This is a genomic window from Micromonospora sp. WMMD961 (assembly GCF_029626145.1).
Classification (GTDB): domain Bacteria; phylum Actinomycetota; class Actinomycetes; order Mycobacteriales; family Micromonosporaceae; genus Micromonospora.
The window spans coordinates 357603-374379 of record NZ_JARUBJ010000002.1 but is presented as its reverse complement, the minus strand read 5'-3'; the positions used below and the strand labels follow the sequence as shown (position 1 = coordinate 374379).

Here is a 16777-nt window from a genome sequence, read left to right as displayed (position 1 = left end):
TCAGCGACCCCCGGGATCGGTGATGGCGGCGCGCATGATCTGGCCGGCGATCCGGGCCGCCTCGGCGCTGCCACCGGGGCCGGCCTGTTCGAGCATCACGCAGACCGCGGAGACCGGGTTGCCGTTCTTGTCCATGGCGAAGCCGATGAACCAACCGTGGTCGGGCCGGTCCGGGGCGGACTGCGCGGTACCCGTCTTGCCACCGACCGTGTAACCGCTGATCGCGGCCTTCTTACCGGTGCCCTTCTGGACCACGCTGACCATCATCTCCCGCAGGTCGGTGGCGACCTGCGAGCTGACCGGTTGACGCAGCTCCCGCGCACTGGCGGTGTAGTAGCTGGTGGTCCGGTCGGGCGCGAGCAACTGCCGGACCAGGTACGGCCGCATCTGCTTGCCACTGTTCGCGATCGAGCCAGCGATCATGGCACCTTCGAGCGGGGTCATCCGGACGTTGTTCTGGCCGATCGAGGACTGGGCCAGTGCGGCCGGGTCGGTGCTGCCGTCCGGGTTCTGCATGTCCCCGGTCCGGCTGGCCGCGGTGGGCAGACCACCCTCGCCGAGCTGGCCGACGGTGAGGTCCTCCTGCTCGAAACCGAACTGCCGGGCCTTCTCCTTGAGGGCATCGGCACCGAGTTGCACACCGAGCTGGGCGAAGCCGGTGTTGCACGACTCGGTGACCGCCTCCAGCAGGGTGACCTTCGCCTCCGGGCAGATCGACGGGGCGGCATTACGGATCGGGGTGCCGGAGGTGGGCGGGGTGTAGCTGGAACCGGCCGGGATCTGGGTCGTCTTGGTGACGCCGTTCTCCAGCGCCGCGGCGGCCACCACGATCTTGAAGGTGGAGCCCGGCGGCAGCGTCTCGGAGAGCGCGCGGTTCTTCAGCGGTTCGCCCGGGTCCTTCTCCAGCTTGGAGTACGCGGCAGCCGCTTCGGTGCTGTCGTGGCTGGCCAACGGGTTCGGATCGAAGCTGGGCATGGAGACCAGCGCCTGCACCGCCCCGGTACGCGGGTCGATGGCGATGGCCGCGCCCTTCTTCGCTCCCACCTCGTTGTTGCGCAGCTGGTCGTACGCCGCATCCTGGGCCTGCTTGGAGAGCGTGAGCAACACGTTGCCGCCACCGCTGTCGTCCCCGGTGAACATGTCCTTCAACCGGTCGCCGAGCAGCTGGTCGCTGTTGCCGGCCAGGAAGTCGTCCTCTGCCCGCTCGATGCCCTGGTCGGCCAGGTTGACCGGCTTGTAACCGAGCACGTGCGCGTACTTGGCGCCGCCCGGGTAGGTGCGCAGGAACTTCAGGTTGCCGGTGGTCTCCTTGCTGGTGGCCAGCGCCGTGCCGCCAGCCTCGATGTTGCCCCGCTTGCGCTTGTAGTCGGCAACCTGGACCCGACCGTTGTAGTCGCTGGTGCGGTACTCGTCGGCCTTCTGGAACTGGACCCAGTTGAGGTTGGCGAAGAGCAGGCCGAACAGGACCATGACGACGACGCCGACCCGGCGCAGTGGTGCGTTCACGGCTTGATCACCTCCGTGGGAGCACCGTGCATCTGCTCCGGCTGGCCACCGGCGGGTCGGGCAGCCTTGCTGGCGCCAGCTCCCAACGGCCGGCGGGCTCCGTCGGAGACCCGCAGCAGCACCGCGATGAGCAGCCAGTTCGCCATCAGCGACGAACCACCGGCGGACAGGAACGGGGTGGTCTGACCGGTCAGCGGGATGAGCTTGCTGATGCCGCCGACGATCACGAAGACCTGCAGGCCGAGGGTGAACGCGAGACCACCCGCGAGGAGCTTGCCGAACGAGTCCCGTACCGCGAGCGCGGCCCGCAACCCTCGCTCCACGATCAGCAGGTAGACGACCAGCAGCGCGGAGAGGCCGAAGAGGCCGAGTTCCTCACCGAGGCCGGCGAAGATGAAGTCGTTCTGCACTTCGGGCAGGATGTCCGGTTGGCCGCCGCCTGGCCCCGCACCGAAGAGCCCGCCGGTGCCCAGGGCGAGTAGCCCCTGGACGAGCTGGTAGCCCTTGTCGGTCGGGTCGGCGAACGGGTCCAGCCAGATCTCCGCACGCAGGTAGAAGTTGGCGAACGGCCCACCGACCGTCGAACCGAGCACGTACGCGAGGTAGGCGCCGCCGAAGAAGAGCACCAGACCGATCAGCAGCCAGCTGACCCGTTCGGTGGCGATGTAGAGCGTCACCACGAACATGCCGAAGTAGAGCAGCGAGGTGCCCAGGTCCTTCTCGAACACGAGCACCAGGAGGCTGATCACCCAGACGCCGACCACCGGGCCGAGGTCCCGTCCGCGCGGGAAGTCGATGCCGAGGAAACGCCGACTCGCCAGCGACAGCACCTCACGCTTGCGGACCAGGTAGTAGGCGAAGAAGACCAGCAGCGCCAACTTGGCGAACTCACCCGGCTGGATGGAGAAGCCGCCCACCCGGATCCACAGCTTCGCGCCGTTGATCTCGGAGATGCTCGACGGCAGGACCGCCGGGAGCATCACCAGCACGATGCCCGCCAACCCCAGGGTGTACGCGTACCGGGAGATCGACCGGTGGTCACGCATGAGGGCGAGCAGGCCGGCGGCGAGGATCACCGAGGCGAGCGTCCACGCCAACTGCCGCCCACCGATCCCGGCGAAGATCGCGAGCTCCGCCCGGTCGGCGACCGGGGCCTCGCCCAGGTCGATCCGACGCAGGAAGCCCACGCCGAGCCCGTTGAGCAGGGCCACCGCCGGCAGCAGCGCCGGGTCGGCGAACGGGGCGAGGAACCGGATGACCAGGTGCAGTCCGAGGAAGACCGCGCCGAGCGCGGCGGCGGGCATCCAGAAGTCCGGGGTGACCGTGTCCAGCAGGTTCGCTTCGACGGTCGCCCCGTACGCGGCCACCAGCACCATCGCGAGCAGCAGCAGGGACAGCTCGGCGTTGCGGCGCGACCGCGCCAGGCGTACGCCGGACTGCTCGCCCGTGGTGGCGGGCGAGGGTGCCGGTGTGGCCGCTACGGTCACAGGTGGAGTCCTCGTTATCTCAGCCGACGCTCACTCAGGAGACCGGCAACCGGCCGGGTCGAGCGCCGGCGTGGCCGAGTCGGAGGGCGTGACGTCGGGTGTGGTGGTCGGGCCGGTCGTACCGACGACGTCGGTGGCGCCGACGGTCGGGTTTGCGCTGACGACCCCGTTGGGGGTCGCCGACGGGTCGGCACTCGGGCTGCCGTTCGGGGTCGGCGTCGTCCCGACCGGCGAGGGTGACGGAGTGCCACCCACCGCGCTGGTCGGGTCGAGCGGGCAGAGCGGTTTCAGGTTGGGGTTGCTCGGGGTGTCGCTGGTCAGCTCGGCGAGCTGCCGCTCGGCGTCCGGCTCGTTCTTGGCCCGGATGCCGACCTTGACAGTGTCCTGAGCGGCGACCGTGAGGTCGTCCAGCCGGGTGCCGCTGCGCCGGTGCACGGTGGAGAGGTCCATCCCGGCGATCTGACCCTGGACGCCACGGAAGACGGCGATCTGCCCCTCCTCGGTGGCGCCCACGTAGTACTGCCGCTGGGTGTACGTCCAGCCACCGAAGCCTGCTCCGCCGACGATGACCAACAGGGCCAACACCATGGCGGCGGTCCGCACCGGGCGGCGCTTCGGCCGGTCCGATTCGTCGTCGGAGGCTGCCGGCTCCTCGGGGGCGGCTGAGCGCGGCGCGGAGAGCGCCGAGGCCCGGGCGGCCGGGGTGGAGTCGTCTGCGGACGTCGCCATGCCCCGGTCGCGGGCGGCGGCACCGCCGACGATCGGGGTCGCCTCGACGATGTCGTGATCCGTCGCGTCGGCGATGATCACCGTGATGTTGTCCGGCCCACCGCCACGCAACGCGAGCTGAACGAGGCGCTCGACGCACTGCTGCGGATCGACGTACTCCCGCAGCGTCTCGCCGATGGTCTCGGCGCTGACCACACCCGAGAGACCGTCGCTGCAGATCAGGTAACGGTCGCCGGGCAGGACCTGACGCACCGAGTACTCCGGGTCGATGTCCCGACCGTCCAGAGCGCGGGTGAGCAGCGACCGCTGCGGGTGACTGCTCGCTTCCTCGGCGCTGATCCGGCCTTCGTCGACGAGCATCTGGACGTACGTGTCGTCCTTGGTGATCTGCGCGAACTCGCCGTTGCGCAGCAGGTAGGCCCGCGAGTCGCCGATGTGGACCATGCCCAGCTTGCTGCCGGTGAAGAGGGTCGCCGTCAGCGTGGTGCCCATCCCCTCCAACTGCGGGTTGGCGTCCACGGTGTCGCGGAGTTGTTGGTTGGCGGTGCCCACGGCCGAACGCAACGCATCGACGAGAGCGTCCCCCGGGACGTCCTCGTCGAGCGGTGCCATGGCACCGATGACGATGTTGCTGGCGACGTCACCGGCGGCCATACCGCCCATGCCGTCGGCAACGGCAAGTAGCCGCGGCCCGGCGTAGACGGAGTCTTGATTGCCGTCTCGGATCAGACCGCGGTCGCTGTGGGCCGCATAGCGCAGGGTCAGAGTCATGGCCGTAATTCGAGGGAAGTGCGGCCGATCCGGATCGGCACGCCGAGGGGGACGGGGGTTGGTCCGGTGACCTTAGCGCGATCGAGGTACGTGCCGTTAGTCGAGCCGAGGTCCTCGACGTACCACTGCCCGTCGCGCGGCACGAGCCGGGCGTGTCGCGCGGAGGCGTAGTCGTCGGTGATGACCAGGGTGGAGTCCTCAGCTCGACCGATGGTGATCTGCGCTTCACCAAGAGTGATCCTGGTGCCGGCCAGTTGACCGGCGGTCACCACCAACTGGTGTGCCGCCCTGCCCCGTTTCACCTTCGCCGGCTTCGCGGCCTGCCCGGTCGAGGCTCCCACCGCGCGTGGCGCGGCCACCAGGCGACCCGATCGGGCGCCCGCGAAGAGATCCCGGCGGATCACACCGACCACCGTGAACACGAAGATCCACAGCAGGATCAGGAAACCGAACCGGGCAACGGTGATGACCAGTTCCGGCAAGGCGGATCAGCCGTCCACGCGGAAGGTCAGCGTCGTCGTGCCGAGCTGGACCATGTCACCGGGGTTCAGCGCGACGGCGGAGACCCGCTGCCCGTTGACCATGGTGCCGTTGGTCGAGCCCAGATCGGTCAGCACGACCTGGCCTCCGTCGAAATCCAGCCGGGCGTGTCGCCGGGAGATGCCGACGTCGGGCAGACGCAGGTTGGCCTGGTCGCCGCGACCGATCACCGTGGACCCCATCTGGAGCGGGTAGGTGCGGCCGTCGCCGGAGACCAGCCGCACGTTGCGACCGCCACCGTGCCCCGGCGGTGGGCCGTAGCCACCGCCCTGGTCGTACGCGGGGTAGGCGGGCGGACCGGCGTCGTAGCCGGGTGCCGACACCGGGGCGACCTCGCCGCCGGTGTATACCTCGGCCGTGACCCGGAACATGCCCGTGTCCAGACCCTCACCTCGCTCGATCTCGACGATCACGTCGCCGTAGACCGTCCACGCCTGCTCGCCGATGAACTCCGCCTGCGACTGGGCCAGTTCCTGGGCCAGCGCGGCGGCGTACGGCGCCAGCCGACTGTGGTCGAACGGCGAGAGATCGATCACGTAGCGGTTGGGCACCAACGTGCGCCCACCGGCCAGGATCGCCTTGTGCGCCTCGGCCTCCCGCTGCATGGCGTTGAGGATCTCCACGGGGTGGACCACCCCTTTGAAGACCTTGGCGAAGGCCCCTTCGACCAGGCCTTCCAGACGCTTCTCGAAGCGTTGCAGCACGCTCACCGGCTCCTCCTCGGGTCCCGAGGACATGATGGTATCCGGCCGGCGCGCGCGCAGCTCACACGCCGCTCGGCCGGCTGCTCCCGGCCCGTTCGGAAGGGCCGGGACTGTCGTGCTAATCTTTCGTCCGCCACGAACGGTAATCGCTCGTGGCGAGCGCCAGGGACAGCGTAATATTCCCGAGGCCCGCTGGAGACAGCGGCACCGGGGCGGCTACAGTGTTCCGGGTCGTGCCACGGGGATGTGGCGGAATGGCAGACGCGCACGGTTCAGGTCCGTGTGCCCGAAAGGGCGTGGGGGTTCAACTCCCCCCATCCCCACCACAGACGAGGGCTCCGCTTGATGCGGGGCCCTTCCGTCATATCGGGACGTGCCGGACGTCACGCTATGCTGCGATGGATTCTGCCTCCGATGGACCGGGAGTGGCGTGTGAGTGTCGCGTTGGTGACAGGGTCGGGTGGCCTGATCGGTTCCGAGGCGGTCCGGCACTTCGCCGGCCTCGGCCTGGACGTGGTCGGCATCGACAACGACATGCGCCGGTATTTCTTCGGCGAGGACGGCTCCACCTCGTGGAGTCTGGAACGGCTCGGCCGTGACCTGGGTAACTCGTACACGCATTTCGCGGTGGACATCCGAGACCGCGACGGCCTGGAGCAGGTCTTCAAGAAGTACGGCTCGGACATCGCCGTGGTGATCCACAGCGCGGCGCAGCCGAGTCACGACTGGGCGGCCAAGGAGCCGTACACGGACTTCGACGTGAACGCGGGCGGCACGCTCAACGTCCTGGAGAACACCCGCCTGCACGCGATCGACGCGCCGTTCATCCACTGCTCCACCAACAAGGTCTACGGCGACCGGCCCAACAGCCTGCCGCTGATCGAGCTCGAGACACGCTACGAGTTGCCCGAGGACCACCGGTGGTACAGGGGCATCACCGAAGAGATGTCGATCGACAACTCGCTGCACTCGGTCTTCGGCGCCTCGAAGGTCGCCGCGGACGTGATGGTCCAGGAGTACGGGCGCTACTTCGACATGAAGACGGCCTGCTTCCGAGGCGGCACGCTGACCGGCCCGGCGCACTCCGCTGCCGAGCTGCACGGGTTCCTCGCCTACCTGATGCGCTGCGTCATGGAGGGCCGGACGTACAACCTGTTCGGCTACAAGGGCAAGATGGTCCGCGACGCGATCCACTCCCGCGATGTGCTGAGCGCGTTCGAGGCTTTCTTCCGGGCCCCGCGATCCGCTGAGGTCTACAACCTCGGCGGCGGCCGGCACTCCAACACCTCCCACATCGAGGCGTTCCGGATCGCCGAGGAGATCACCGGTCGCGAGGCGCAGATCAACTACGTCGAGCAGAACCGCACCGGCGACCACCAGTGGTACGTCAGCAGCATGGCCCGGTTCGAGGCGCAGTACCCGGACTGGAAGATCACTTACGACGTGCCGATGATCCTGCGGGAGATCTACGAGGCCAACGTGGACAAGTGGGTCCCCCAGTCATGACCACGCCGCGGACCAAACGCAACGTCCTCGGTGTCCTGGTCGACGCCACCGACTACGCCACGGCGACCGACGCGGTGGTGTCCGCGGCCCATGAGCGTCGCCCGCTCGCGCTCACCGCGTTGGCCGTGCACGGTGTGATGACCGGAGTGCTGGACCCGGCGCACAACGCGCGGCTCAACTCCTTCGACGTGGTCACGCCGGACGGGCAGCCGGTGCGGTGGGCACTCAACCTGCTGCACCACGCCGGGCTCACCGACCGGGTCTACGGGCCGACGCTGACCCTGCACGTGCTGTCGCGTTTCGCCGACGAAGGTCTGCCGGTCTACCTGTACGGCTCGACCGAGGAGACCCTCGCCAGGCTGATCCCGGCCCTGGAGCAGATGTTCCCCGCCTTGAAGATCGCCGGGGTGGAGCCGTCCAAGTTCCGTGCCGTCGAGCCCGGTGAGGACGCCGAGATCGCCGACCGGATCCGTTCCAGTGGCGCCCGGCTCGTCCTGGTCGGGCTCGGCTGCCCCCGCCAGGAGGTCTTCGCGTACGCCATGCGGCCGCTGCTCGACATGCCGCTGATGGCGGTCGGTGCGGCCTTCGACTACCACGCCGGGCTGCTCCGCAAGCCGCCACCGTGGATGCAGCGTGCCGGCCTGGAGTGGTTCTGGCGTCTCGGACTGGAGCCGAAGAGACTCTGGCGCCGCTACGTCATCCTCAACCCGGCCTACCTGGGCCGGCTGGCCGCGCAGAAGATCGGCCTCTGGAAGGCCCGCCCGCCCGCTCCGGCCCACGACCGGCCGGCGACCTTCTCGGTCTGATCCCGAACCTGTACGGCACGAGGCCCCACCCGGAATACGGGTGGGGCCTCGGTCGTGTGGGACGGGACGGGGTCAGACGGTCAGGGTCCAGGTGTTGATGTAGCCGGTGTCGACCCGGTAGGTGTCCCGCACCTGAAGTCGCCAGATGCCGTCGGCGGCCTCACCGGACAGGTTGACCGTGTACGTGGCGTTCACGTTGTCGGCGCTGTCCGAGGTGCTGCTGTTCTTCAACCGGTACGAGCTGCCGTCCGGGGCGAGCAGGTCGATGACCAGGTCACCGCGGTAGGTGTGCACGATGTTCACCGCGACGGTGGAGGCCGACGAGGCGTTGCGGCCACAGCCCGAGATGGTGATCGAGCTGGTCACCGCCGAGCCGGCGTCCGGGATCGAGACGTCGGTGCCGTTGGTGCCGGTGCAACCGGTGGGCGGCGGCGGGGTGGTCCCGCCGCTCCCCACGTAGAGCAGCAGGTTCGGCGAGCCCGAGCCCGGATTGGACACGACGTTCGGGGTCGCGTTGGCCACCAGTTGGTTGCGAACCTGCGCCGGGGTCCAACTCGGGTTGGCGCTGGCCACCAGGGCAGCCGCTCCGACCACGTGGGGCGTGGCCATCGAGGTGCCGCTGATCGTGTTGGTCGCGGTGTTGCTGTTGTACCAGGCCGAGGTGATCGACGAGCCGGGCGCGAAGATGTCCAGGCAGGTGCCGACGTTGGAGAACGACGAGCGGGCGTCCGAGCTGGTCGTCGAGCCCACCGTGATGGCCTCCGTGGTACGGGCCGGCGAGGTGTTGCACGCGTTCGCGCCGTTGTCGTTGCCGGCCGCCAGGCCGTACGTCACACCGGAGGCGATCGAGTTGCGGACGGCGTTGTCGAGCGAGCTGTTCGCGCCGCCACCGAGGCTCATGTTCGCCACCGCCGGCTTGATCGCGTTCGCGGTGACCCAGTCGACACCGGCGATCACACCGGCGTTGGTGCCACTGCCGGAGCAGTTCAGCACCCGTACGCCGACGAGTTGGACGGCCTTGGCCACCCCGTACGCGGACCCGCCGACGGTGCCGGCCACGTGCGTGCCGTGCCCGTTGCAGTCGTCGGCCGACCCGCCGTCCACGGCGTCGTAGCCGGAGGTGGCCCGGCCACCGAAGTCGTTGTGGGAGAACCGGATGCCGGTGTCGATGATGTAGGCGTGCACGTTGCTCGCCGTGTTGGGGTAGGTGTAGGAGCTGTCCAGCGGCAGGTTGCGCTGGTCGATCCGGTCGAGGCCCCAGGAGGGCGGGTTGGCCTGCGTTCCGGAGATCGAGACGGTGTGGTTCTGCTCGACGTACGCCACCGCGGGGTCGGCCGCGATCCGCGCCGCCGCGCTCGCGCTCACCTTGACCTCGAAGCCGCGCAGCGCCGCCCCGTAGGTGCGGGCCACCGTGCCGCCGTGGCGGCCGGAGAGCCGCTTCGCGGTGTCGCCGACCCGGTCCCGGGCCACCGCGCCGTCCTTGAGTACGACGATGTAGCTGTCCGGCACGGCGGTGGCGCCGCCCGCGGCCCGCACCACACCGACGGGTTCGGCGGCCAGGGCCGGGGTGCCGACGGCCAGCACGGTCGCCGTGGCCACCCCGATCAGTACGGACCTTCGTGGAAGACCCATCTCCTACCTCCCTCTGACCGGCAGTGGAACGAGACCACCGGTCCCAACCTCAATCGACATTCGCCGATCTAGCTGAGGGTAAGTCAGCCGTCGGGCAGTTGAACATGTCGAAACGGCCATACCTTCGGGTGATGACCCCCTACGGGCCCGACGTCCGGGGTGAACGGGGGACCGGCCCGGATTCGCCCCGTCCCGATCCGGGAAAGACTCTCGAACATGGAGAGTCAGCTCACCATCCTGATCCCGGTCGCCGCCGTCTGGTTGACCGCCGGCGTCGTTGCCGACGGCCTCCCTCGTCTCCGCAACACCCGCGCACTTCGCCGGCGTACCGGATGGTTGCTGGTGTTGACCCTCAGCGGGCTGGCACTCACCGCGGCCGTGCTCGGCGGCGGCCTGCTCAGCGCCGGCGCCGCGCCGGTCGACCGGGCCGCCGCCGGGCTCGCCCTGACCGCCGGCCCGGCACTCGTGGCGCTGGTCTGCTCGGTACGGCGGATCCGCCGGCTGTGGGCCGGAGCGGGCGCCTTCGTCAGCGCTCCCGCCACACCTGCGCCGCATGGGCTCCGCGCCGCCGCGGCCCACCCGCTCGTCGGGCTGCCCCTCCAGGCGGCCGCACTGGCCACGGCGCCTGCGGTGATCGCGGCGATCGGCACCGACCTCGGAGCCGATCCCAGCGTCACCGGGCCCGCGATCACGGTGGGCGCGCTCGCGGTGATCGCCATCGCGGTCCGGCACGCGCTCCGACACAGCCGCCTGGCCGAGCGGGCCCGGCCGGACGCCGCCCGATCAACGCGGGCGGCCAGCCCCCTGCACGTATAGCAGCTCCAGGATCGCCCTGGTCGCCTCGAACCAGCGGTCCAGCCAGTCCTGCGAGGGCAGGCTGCCCTTCGGCGGCAATTCCATCAGCAGGCCACGCAGCAACGGGTGATCCGCAAAGGACTCGGCCGGCTGCGTCGGCCACCCGGTCGGCGGGAACGACGGCTCGATCAGCGGATTCGGGTCCAGCGAGGGCAACGAGAGCGGGGGATCCGTCGACTCGGAGGCTCCCTCCCGCCCGCTCAGCTCCTGGTCGGTCGAGACCACCTCGGTGAGTACGGTGTCCCGACGGGCCCCGCGGTACTTGCCACCGAATCGTTCCTGCTTCGCGGGAACGTTGGTGAGGTTGTCTGAACCGATCGTCGTCATCCGTCTCGCCTACTCGCTCGGTTGCGGGTCGGTGCGGCGGGCCGTCGACCGCGCCGTACCGACCGGTTCAACGAGACGGGCGCGTTGTGGCGACGGGATCACCCACGGAACCTCACCGACCGCCGTGTTCCTCCGGCCCCGGGGACGGCAGAGTCCCCGTCCGGCAGGGCCGGACGGGGACTCTGTTGACCATTCGCTCAGACCGCGCCGAACGCACCGCCTCGGGTGCCGGCGACGAAGGCGTGCCAGTCACCCGGGGCGAAGACCAGGGCTGGGCCCGCCTTGTCCTTCGAGTCCCGCACTCCGACCGCCCCCGTCACGTACGCCACCTCCACGCAGTTGTCACAGTTCGGCCCGCTCTTCGAGCTCTTGAACCATGCTGCCTGCGTCAGGTCCACGGGGAACCCCTTGGTCGCCATTTCCACAACGGCTCCTCTGCCAGTTTTGCGATGTGTGCGACGGACTCCTCCGGACGTATGGCCGCAGCGCGGATGTGATCGAAGATGAAGCTGTACTTCTGTAGTTCGTCGCTCTTCTCGAGGAAAAGCCCACCCGTGGCGTTCTCCGCGTACACAACATCCGGATCACCGGGCTCAGGGAAGCTGAGGATCGTGAAAGTGCCGTCCATGCCGGCGTGCGCACCCACCTCGAAGGGCAGGATCTGCAGCGTCACGTTCGGCAACTCGGCCACCTCGACCAACCGCTTGAGTTGGCCGCGCATCACCTCGTCCCCGCCCACCGGCCGACTTACCACCGCCTCATCGAGCACCACCCACAGATCGACCGGATCGTCCTGGGTCAGTAACGACTGACGGCCCAGACGGACACGCACCCTCTGGTGTACCTGATCGGCGGTGAAGTCCGGCCGAGCGGCGCGGATCATGGCCCCGGCGTACTCCTCGGTCTCCAGGAGGCCCGGCACGACCTGCTGTTCGTACGCCCGGATCGAACTCGCCGCCGCCTCCAGCCCGACGTACGCGCCGACGAGCACCGTGCTGTACGGGTGCCACCAACCCTTCTGGCGTGCCTCCCGGGCGATCTGCACAAGCTCGTCGCTCTCAGCGCCGACCACGCCGTAGATCCGCAGCATGTCCCGGACGTCGCGAGGTGTGGCCGTGGTGTGCCCGGTCTCGATCCGGGAGACCTTCGACGCCGAGCACTCCAACTGCTCGGCGACCACCTCGATGGTGATGCCGGCGGACTCCCGCTGGCGGCGCAGCTCGGCACCGAGCCGCCGCCGTCTGATGGTCGGACTGCGCCGCTCACTCATGGCGCAACCCACGAGTCAGTGGTCCCCGCCGCTGGTTGCTCGACCCCACTCGGGCTACCTCCGGTAACGCGCCACTGGGTGACACCCGCCGGGGGCGCGACCGTCGACCGGCGAGCGTTCGCGACGAAGGGGGTGGTGCCGGTCCTCGGCCGGCCGCGACGGGCGAAACCGGCCCTCAGTGTGCCGCCCGGACGCGGATGCCTTCAATAGCCCTTTCGCGCGACACGCTCGTGTATCGGCAAAAGTCGACGTGCAACTTGCATGAAGCACGTCCCTGATGCACTCTGTCCGTATGGCACGGATCACTCAGCGTCTCCGTCCGCTCCCTCGGAGTGGTGACCCCACCAACCCGGGGAAGCCGGGCGCGACGCGGGCCCGGCCGACGACACCGAGACCTGCTCCGGGGTGATGACCCCGCCGCTGCAAGCCGGCAAGCTGCGGCGGCGGGCGCGGTTCCCGGAAGCAGTCGGGTGGTGGTCGGGTGGCGGCACGTCACCAACGGAGTACGGCCCGACCACCACGATCCGCACCACCGGTTCACGAGGCACGACCCCGTCGCCGGCCGAGACGTCCCCCGTTCAGGCACCGCCGGCAGCCCGCCGGCCAACCCTCCCCAGGAGCCCATGTGCTTCCTCGCACCGGTGACGTACTGCACGTGACTCGCGCGGCGAGTGTCCAGTTCCTCAGGCCGATCAAGTTCCGGGTGATCCGGGTGCTCGACTGGCCCACCTATGACGGCTGGCTCTGGCTCGACGGCTACGAGTTGAACGCCGCGGGCGACGCGGTGAACCGACGGTCGATCTTCGTCCAGCGGGAAGGGCTGCAGCAACTGCAGGCCGCTCCCGAGCCCCGTCCGCACACCGTGCGGGCCCGCCGACCGGTTGCCCGTACCCCAGTTCGGGTGGGCTGACCGGCCCGAACCGCCGCCGGTGGGCGTGCCGTCGCCATAGAATCGGTACGCCCACCCCGGCACAGCTCCACCCGCGCGTCCAGGACCCTGACCCTGGGATGGTCATGGTCAATCAGCCCGCCCTGCGGCGGCACCACCGCTCCCGTATCGCCTACGCATTCGGACTACTTGCCCTCCTCGGGGCGATGGCCACAGTGCTGGTCCTCGTCCGCGACCCGGCGATGTCGTCCACCCGGCTGACCGCGCCGGTGCCCGCACCGGAGATCACCGTGGTCGACGCCGACCCTCCGCCGGACGAAGATCCGTCGGTGCACGACGAACCCAGCTGGATCGGTGCCGACGCTCCGGACACCGAGGCCGCCGATCCGACCGGGCCGGTGGCCGGCCACGGCGCCGGCGGCCGTCAGGAACTCACCGAAGCAGCTCCGGCGAGGCACACCGCGACCGACATCCGCCGGTCCCTGTTCTGGTCCGGGATCTTCGGTCTCACCATCTCGCTGGCCGGCCTCGGTCTGGTCGGTACCCGCCGCCGGATGTGGTGACCACCGGTCACGACGTGCTCGTCACCGTGGGAGTCGGCGTCGTCGGGCTCACCCCGGTGGAGGGTCGGTCCTGGGAGATCACCAACAACACCTCGTCGTCGGTCGACACCGACGTCCCCGCCTCCGGCTCGGTGGCCACCACGGTGCCCGGCGGTAGTTCCGACGGGCGGTACACCACGCGGTAGGCGAGGCCGAGCCGGTTCAGCAACCCCTCGGCGGTGGCCCGCGGCAGGCCGGTGAGCGGTGGGACCGGCACCTCGTCCGGCGCCGTGGTGGTCGGGGAGCTGCTCGGCGACTCGCTGGTCGGCGCGGCCGAGGTCGGGGATTCGCTGGTCGGCGCGGCGCTTGTCGCACTGGCCGGCGGGAGCGAGGGGGTGGGCCCCGGATCGTCCCGGTCGTCGTCCTGGTTGGCGAGCACCAACCAGAGTGCTCCGCCGAGCAGGCCGGCGAGCAGCAGCGCGAGCACGCCCCAGAGGATCGGCAGCCACCAGCGCCGGCCGCCCTGCTCTTCGACGTACCACTCACCGGCGGAATCGGCCGGTCGGGACGGCCGGACCTCGGCTCGCCCGGACCACGCCGGCGGTATCTGCGCCGTCCGGTCGCCCGGAGGGCCGGCGGACCGGTCGATCGGCATGGTCTCGTCGGGCGACGGAGCAGGACGCGCTGGGACGGTCCGGTCGATCGGTGCCGTCTCGTCCGCACCGGCGGTGGGTCGGGCCGGTGGCGGTGACTCCGGCCGGCCGGCGGCCGGTGAGAGGGGTCGGGTCCGGTCGTCGTCGTTCTCGTCGGCGGGAGGCTCCTGGCGGTCGTTGCTCATCGCACGTCCCTTCCCGAACCGGACGGGCGTCATGGCCCTCGACCGTCAACCTAGTCGCCCGGAACACCATCGGCGGGGATCAGCGTGCCGAGCCGCGCCGGAGACAGCGCGCCGATCGGTGCGGGAAAAAGCTCAGGAGGTTGGTTTCGTGGTCGGCTGTTCGGCACCGTCCGTCCCGCACCAGATGCTGACCTCGTCGTTCCACCGGGCAGCGCCGTCCTCGGCCGGCTCCTGTCGGGTGACCTTTCCGCTGCGCCCACTGACGTAACGCGGGTAGAGGCCCTCGTCGATCAACTCGTTGACGGCCTTGTCGCAGTTCTCCCCGACCACGTCCGGCACCTCGGCCGCCGGTGCTGGCCCGGTCACCTGCAACTGCACAGTCGTACCCCGGCTCACCTCGGTGCCCACGGCGGGCGAGGTGCTCTCGACCGTACGACCGGCACCGCCACCGAAGACCAACCGCCAGCCCAGCCGCTGCTTGCGCACCATGTCCCGGGCCTCGACGAAGTCGATGCCGACCACCGGTGGCACGGTCAGGCCGGTCCCCTTGGTCGCACCGGCGGAGGTCCGGACGGCCGACGGGGTGGCCCGCCCGGTGTTCGGCCGGGGCGCGGTGACCCGGACGGTCGGCGAACCGCTCGGGCTCGCGACGGCGAGGGGATCCTCCGAGGACGGCTCGCCGTCGCCGGCCAGAAGCCAACCGCCGGTCGCGCCGACCGCAGCGAGCAGCACAGCGGCCAACCCGCCACCCAGCAACACGCTGGCCCGGCCCGCGCCGGCACCGCCCTGGCCACCGACGGCATCCTGTCGGCCCGTGTTCGTGTCCGTCATACCGCCCACCGCCTCATCACCGGCGACCGTACCGCCCGCCGCCCACCCTGTTGCGCCGGCCATCCGCACCGGCGGGTCGTTGCGACTCGCCGCGCCGACGACGGGACGTTACGCTGCCCGGCATGGCCAGACAGGGCTGGGGAGTATCGATCGTCACGGCGATCGGGGTCGCTGCCGGCGCGGGCGCCGCCCAACTGGGCTTCGGCTACGGGCTCGGCGTCATCGCCTGGACGCCCACCGAGGCCGGGGCCACCGACACCGCCTGGGCGGACGGCCTCGCCTGGGCCACCTGGCTCGCCGCCAGCTCAACGGTCCTCGGCGCGGTCTGCGCGCAGCGACTGCACCAACGCGGCGCGGCGCGGCCGGTTGTGTCGGAGGCGACGGATTCCTCCGAATCCACCACCGCGCCGGAGCAGGCCACCCAGCCAGGCGGGCGTCCCCCTGCGGTCGACGTCCCCGGCCCGGAGACGGAGCGGGCGAGCGCACCCGCCGAGCCCGGCGGTCTGCTGCGCCGGGTGGCCCTCGCGCTCGGCGCCGGGATCGGCGGCCTGGTGACGGTGCTGCTGATCGCCGTACCCGCGCGGGTCGCCACCGGTGCGGACACCGGCGCACCGCAACGGACGGCCGCCGTCCAGGCGATGCTGGGCATCCTGCTGGGCGTGGTCGTCGCGATCTGGGCGCTGCGCTCCCGGGCAGCCGCGGTCAACGTGACCGCGACGGCCGCCTGGCTGTGGTTGCTCGCGGTGGTCTCGGTGATAGACGGAGTACGCGTCGGACGAGGGTTGACCGGTGCTCAACTGGGCACCTGGCAGCTCGACCCGGACCATTCGCGGTACTGGATCGGTGGTCAGCTCTACTGGCCCGGTGCGCTGCTGGCACTCGTACCCGCGCTGCTGATCGGCGTTCTGGCCGCCCTGCGGGCAGCCCGTTCGACCGGACACCGGGTCGGCGCGGCGGCCTCCGGCGCTGCCGGTCCGGTGCTCGTCGCGCTCGCCTACCTGACCACACTGCCGCACTGGTCGACGCTGGGCCCCGCGCAGCTGTCCACCCAACTGGTCGCCCCGTACGCGGTGATCGCCGGCGTCGCCGGCTCGGTGCTGGCCGCCGTTCTCGCGGAGCGAGCCGACCGGAACCTGACCACCCAGCTCGGGTCGACTGCGCCGGCGACGGCTGCCGACTCGGCCTCTGCCGCCCCGGCCGAGCTGGCCCCTTCCACCGCTGGCGGGCCGATCCCGACCCCTCGGGTCGATCCCGCTTCGGCCGCCGGCGCCGACTCGGAGCCGTCGGCTTCCGAGCCGTCGACCGGCGCCGCGGGTCGCCGCCGCAGAGCCGCCGTGCCGGAGGCAGCCGGGGCGAGTGCCCGACCGGACGAAGATGCGCTACCCAGGGTGCCTGCGCCACGGGGGAACCCAGATCTTTCCGGGTCAGCCGATCCTGCCAACGAGGACCCGACACCAACTATCCGGCGCGCCCGCCCGACCCGCCGCGCCACCCGCCCCACCACCGACTGAACCCAACCACCCCCGGCCACCCCCGCTCACCCC

Annotated in this window: 17 protein-coding genes and 1 tRNA gene; 7 read left to right on the top strand and 11 right to left on the bottom strand. The window is 70.5% G+C overall.

All coding sequences use genetic code 11. The features are described 5' to 3' along the window. From O7614_RS01845 to O7614_RS01825, 5 genes are read right to left on the bottom strand one after another with little or no spacing between them, the layout of a single operon-like run. Entirely contained in the window at positions 1-1506 is a 1506-nt protein-coding gene (locus O7614_RS01845) for a penicillin-binding protein 2 (RefSeq protein ID WP_278136769.1), read from the bottom strand. Further along, complete coding sequence (locus O7614_RS01840; RefSeq protein WP_278136768.1) at positions 1503-2993, bottom strand: FtsW/RodA/SpoVE family cell cycle protein; 1491 nt, start codon at positions 2991-2993, stop codon at positions 1503-1505. Before O7614_RS01840 ends, O7614_RS01845 begins: the two co-directional genes overlap by 4 nt. Before the next feature lie 30 nt (positions 2994-3023). Beyond that, positions 3024-4493: a protein phosphatase 2C domain-containing protein gene (locus O7614_RS01835; RefSeq protein WP_278136767.1), complete on the bottom strand. Its 1470-nt coding sequence runs from the start codon at positions 4491-4493 to the stop codon at positions 3024-3026. Then, a complete protein-coding gene (locus tag O7614_RS01830) occupies positions 4490-4975 on the bottom strand; it encodes an FHA domain-containing protein (RefSeq protein WP_088986981.1) in 486 nt (161 codons plus the stop codon). Before O7614_RS01830 ends, O7614_RS01835 begins: the two co-directional genes overlap by 4 nt. A 6-nt stretch (positions 4976-4981) precedes the next feature. Next, positions 4982-5770 carry a DUF3662 and FHA domain-containing protein gene (locus O7614_RS01825; RefSeq protein ID WP_007454122.1) on the bottom strand — a complete coding sequence of 263 codons (789 nt, stop codon included), beginning with the start codon at positions 5768-5770 and terminating at the stop codon, positions 4982-4984. Positions 5771-5977: 207 nt separating this feature from the next. On the opposite strand from O7614_RS01825, the gene O7614_RS01820 reads away from it, so the two are divergent. The 3 genes from O7614_RS01820 to O7614_RS01810 all read left to right on the top strand — a co-directional run bounded on the left by O7614_RS01820 (position 5978) and on the right by O7614_RS01810 (position 8049). After that, positions 5978-6063: transfer RNA gene (locus O7614_RS01820), tRNA-Leu, on the top strand. 64 nt (positions 6064-6127) lie between these two features. Further along, positions 6128-7243, top strand: coding sequence for an NAD-dependent epimerase/dehydratase family protein (locus tag O7614_RS01815; protein WP_278136766.1), 1116 nt, complete (start codon positions 6128-6130; stop codon positions 7241-7243). After that, entirely contained in the window at positions 7240-8049 is an 810-nt protein-coding gene (locus O7614_RS01810; RefSeq protein ID WP_278136765.1) for a WecB/TagA/CpsF family glycosyltransferase, read from the top strand. Before O7614_RS01815 ends, O7614_RS01810 begins: the two co-directional genes overlap by 4 nt. A gap of 72 nt (positions 8050-8121) precedes the next feature. Here the strand turns inward: O7614_RS01810 and O7614_RS01805 are convergent, their stop codons facing one another. Continuing rightward, complete coding sequence (locus O7614_RS01805; protein WP_278136764.1) at positions 8122-9681, bottom strand: S8 family serine peptidase; 1560 nt, start codon at positions 9679-9681, stop codon at positions 8122-8124. A 216-nt stretch (positions 9682-9897) separates the two neighbouring features. Between O7614_RS01805 and O7614_RS01800 the strand changes: the two genes are divergently transcribed. Beyond that, entirely contained in the window at positions 9898-10497 is a 600-nt protein-coding gene (locus O7614_RS01800) for a hypothetical protein (protein WP_278136763.1), read from the top strand. On the opposite strand, the gene O7614_RS01795 is transcribed toward O7614_RS01800, so the two are convergent. The 3 genes from O7614_RS01795 to O7614_RS01785 form a co-directional block, all read right to left on the bottom strand. Beyond that, positions 10465-10863 carry a hypothetical protein gene (locus O7614_RS01795; protein ID WP_278136762.1) on the bottom strand — a complete coding sequence of 133 codons (399 nt, stop codon included), beginning with the start codon at positions 10861-10863 and terminating at the stop codon, positions 10465-10467. The two genes, O7614_RS01800 and O7614_RS01795, sit on opposite strands and share 33 nt — an antisense overlap. A gap of 197 nt (positions 10864-11060) precedes the next feature. Continuing rightward, entirely contained in the window at positions 11061-11282 is a 222-nt protein-coding gene (locus O7614_RS01790; RefSeq protein WP_278136761.1) for a DUF397 domain-containing protein, read from the bottom strand. Beyond that, positions 11252-12133, bottom strand: a complete 882-nt coding sequence (locus tag O7614_RS01785) for a helix-turn-helix transcriptional regulator (protein WP_030487606.1) — start codon at positions 12131-12133, stop codon at positions 11252-11254. The genes O7614_RS01790 and O7614_RS01785 overlap by 31 nt, the downstream gene beginning before the upstream one ends. Before the next feature lie 625 nt (positions 12134-12758). Here O7614_RS01785 and O7614_RS01780 point away from each other — a divergent pair. Both O7614_RS01780 and O7614_RS01775 read left to right on the top strand, forming a co-directional pair. Then, positions 12759-13043 (top strand): hypothetical protein, encoded by a 285-nt coding sequence (locus tag O7614_RS01780; RefSeq protein ID WP_088986988.1) that lies wholly within the window; start codon positions 12759-12761, stop codon positions 13041-13043. 98 nt (positions 13044-13141) lie between these two features. Then, the gene (locus O7614_RS01775) at positions 13142-13585 is read left to right on the top strand and encodes a hypothetical protein (RefSeq protein ID WP_278136760.1); all 444 of its coding nucleotides are present in this window, start codon (positions 13142-13144) and stop codon (positions 13583-13585) included. 7 nt (positions 13586-13592) lie between these two features. On the opposite strand, the gene O7614_RS01770 is transcribed toward O7614_RS01775, so the two are convergent. Both O7614_RS01770 and O7614_RS01765 read right to left on the bottom strand, forming a co-directional pair. Then, positions 13593-14402: a PASTA domain-containing protein gene (locus O7614_RS01770; protein ID WP_278136759.1), complete on the bottom strand. Its 810-nt coding sequence runs from the start codon at positions 14400-14402 to the stop codon at positions 13593-13595. Between the two features lie 132 nt (positions 14403-14534). Beyond that, positions 14535-15233, bottom strand: a complete 699-nt coding sequence (locus tag O7614_RS01765; RefSeq protein ID WP_278136758.1) for a PASTA domain-containing protein — start codon at positions 15231-15233, stop codon at positions 14535-14537. Positions 15234-15355: 122 nt separating this feature from the next. On the opposite strand from O7614_RS01765, the gene O7614_RS01760 reads away from it, so the two are divergent. Further along, on the top strand, positions 15356-16744 hold the full coding sequence (locus O7614_RS01760; RefSeq protein ID WP_278136757.1) for a hypothetical protein: 1389 nt from the start codon (positions 15356-15358) through the stop codon (positions 16742-16744). Positions 16745-16777 lie beyond the last annotated feature (33 nt).

What these genes read in the sequence shown, in the direction of transcription:
- O7614_RS01815 (WP_278136766.1), top strand. Translation starts at nt 6,128, where the DNA reads ATGCTGCGATGGATTCTGCCTCCGATGGACCGGGAGTGGCGTGTGAGT.
- O7614_RS01835 (WP_278136767.1), bottom strand. Translation starts at nt 4,493, where the DNA reads ATGACTCTGACCCTGCGCTATGCGGCCCACAGCGACCGCGGTCTGATC.
- O7614_RS01800 (WP_278136763.1), top strand. Translation starts at nt 9,898, where the DNA reads ATGGAGAGTCAGCTCACCATCCTGATCCCGGTCGCCGCCGTCTGGTTG.
- O7614_RS01825 (WP_007454122.1), bottom strand. Translation starts at nt 5,770, where the DNA reads ATGTCCTCGGGACCCGAGGAGGAGCCGGTGAGCGTGCTGCAACGCTTC.
- O7614_RS01785 (WP_030487606.1), bottom strand. Translation starts at nt 12,133, where the DNA reads ATGAGTGAGCGGCGCAGTCCGACCATCAGACGGCGGCGGCTCGGTGCC.
- O7614_RS01790 (WP_278136761.1), bottom strand. Translation starts at nt 11,282, where the DNA reads ATGGCGACCAAGGGGTTCCCCGTGGACCTGACGCAGGCAGCATGGTTC.
- O7614_RS01805 (WP_278136764.1), bottom strand. Translation starts at nt 9,681, where the DNA reads ATGGGTCTTCCACGAAGGTCCGTACTGATCGGGGTGGCCACGGCGACC.
- O7614_RS01765 (WP_278136758.1), bottom strand. Translation starts at nt 15,233, where the DNA reads ATGACGGACACGAACACGGGCCGACAGGATGCCGTCGGTGGCCAGGGC.
- O7614_RS01760 (WP_278136757.1), top strand. Translation starts at nt 15,356, where the DNA reads ATGGCCAGACAGGGCTGGGGAGTATCGATCGTCACGGCGATCGGGGTC.
- O7614_RS01795 (WP_278136762.1), bottom strand. Translation starts at nt 10,863, where the DNA reads ATGACGACGATCGGTTCAGACAACCTCACCAACGTTCCCGCGAAGCAG.
- O7614_RS01775 (WP_278136760.1), top strand. Translation starts at nt 13,142, where the DNA reads ATGGTCATGGTCAATCAGCCCGCCCTGCGGCGGCACCACCGCTCCCGT.
- O7614_RS01770 (WP_278136759.1), bottom strand. Translation starts at nt 14,402, where the DNA reads ATGAGCAACGACCGCCAGGAGCCTCCCGCCGACGAGAACGACGACGAC.
- O7614_RS01810 (WP_278136765.1), top strand. Translation starts at nt 7,240, where the DNA reads ATGACCACGCCGCGGACCAAACGCAACGTCCTCGGTGTCCTGGTCGAC.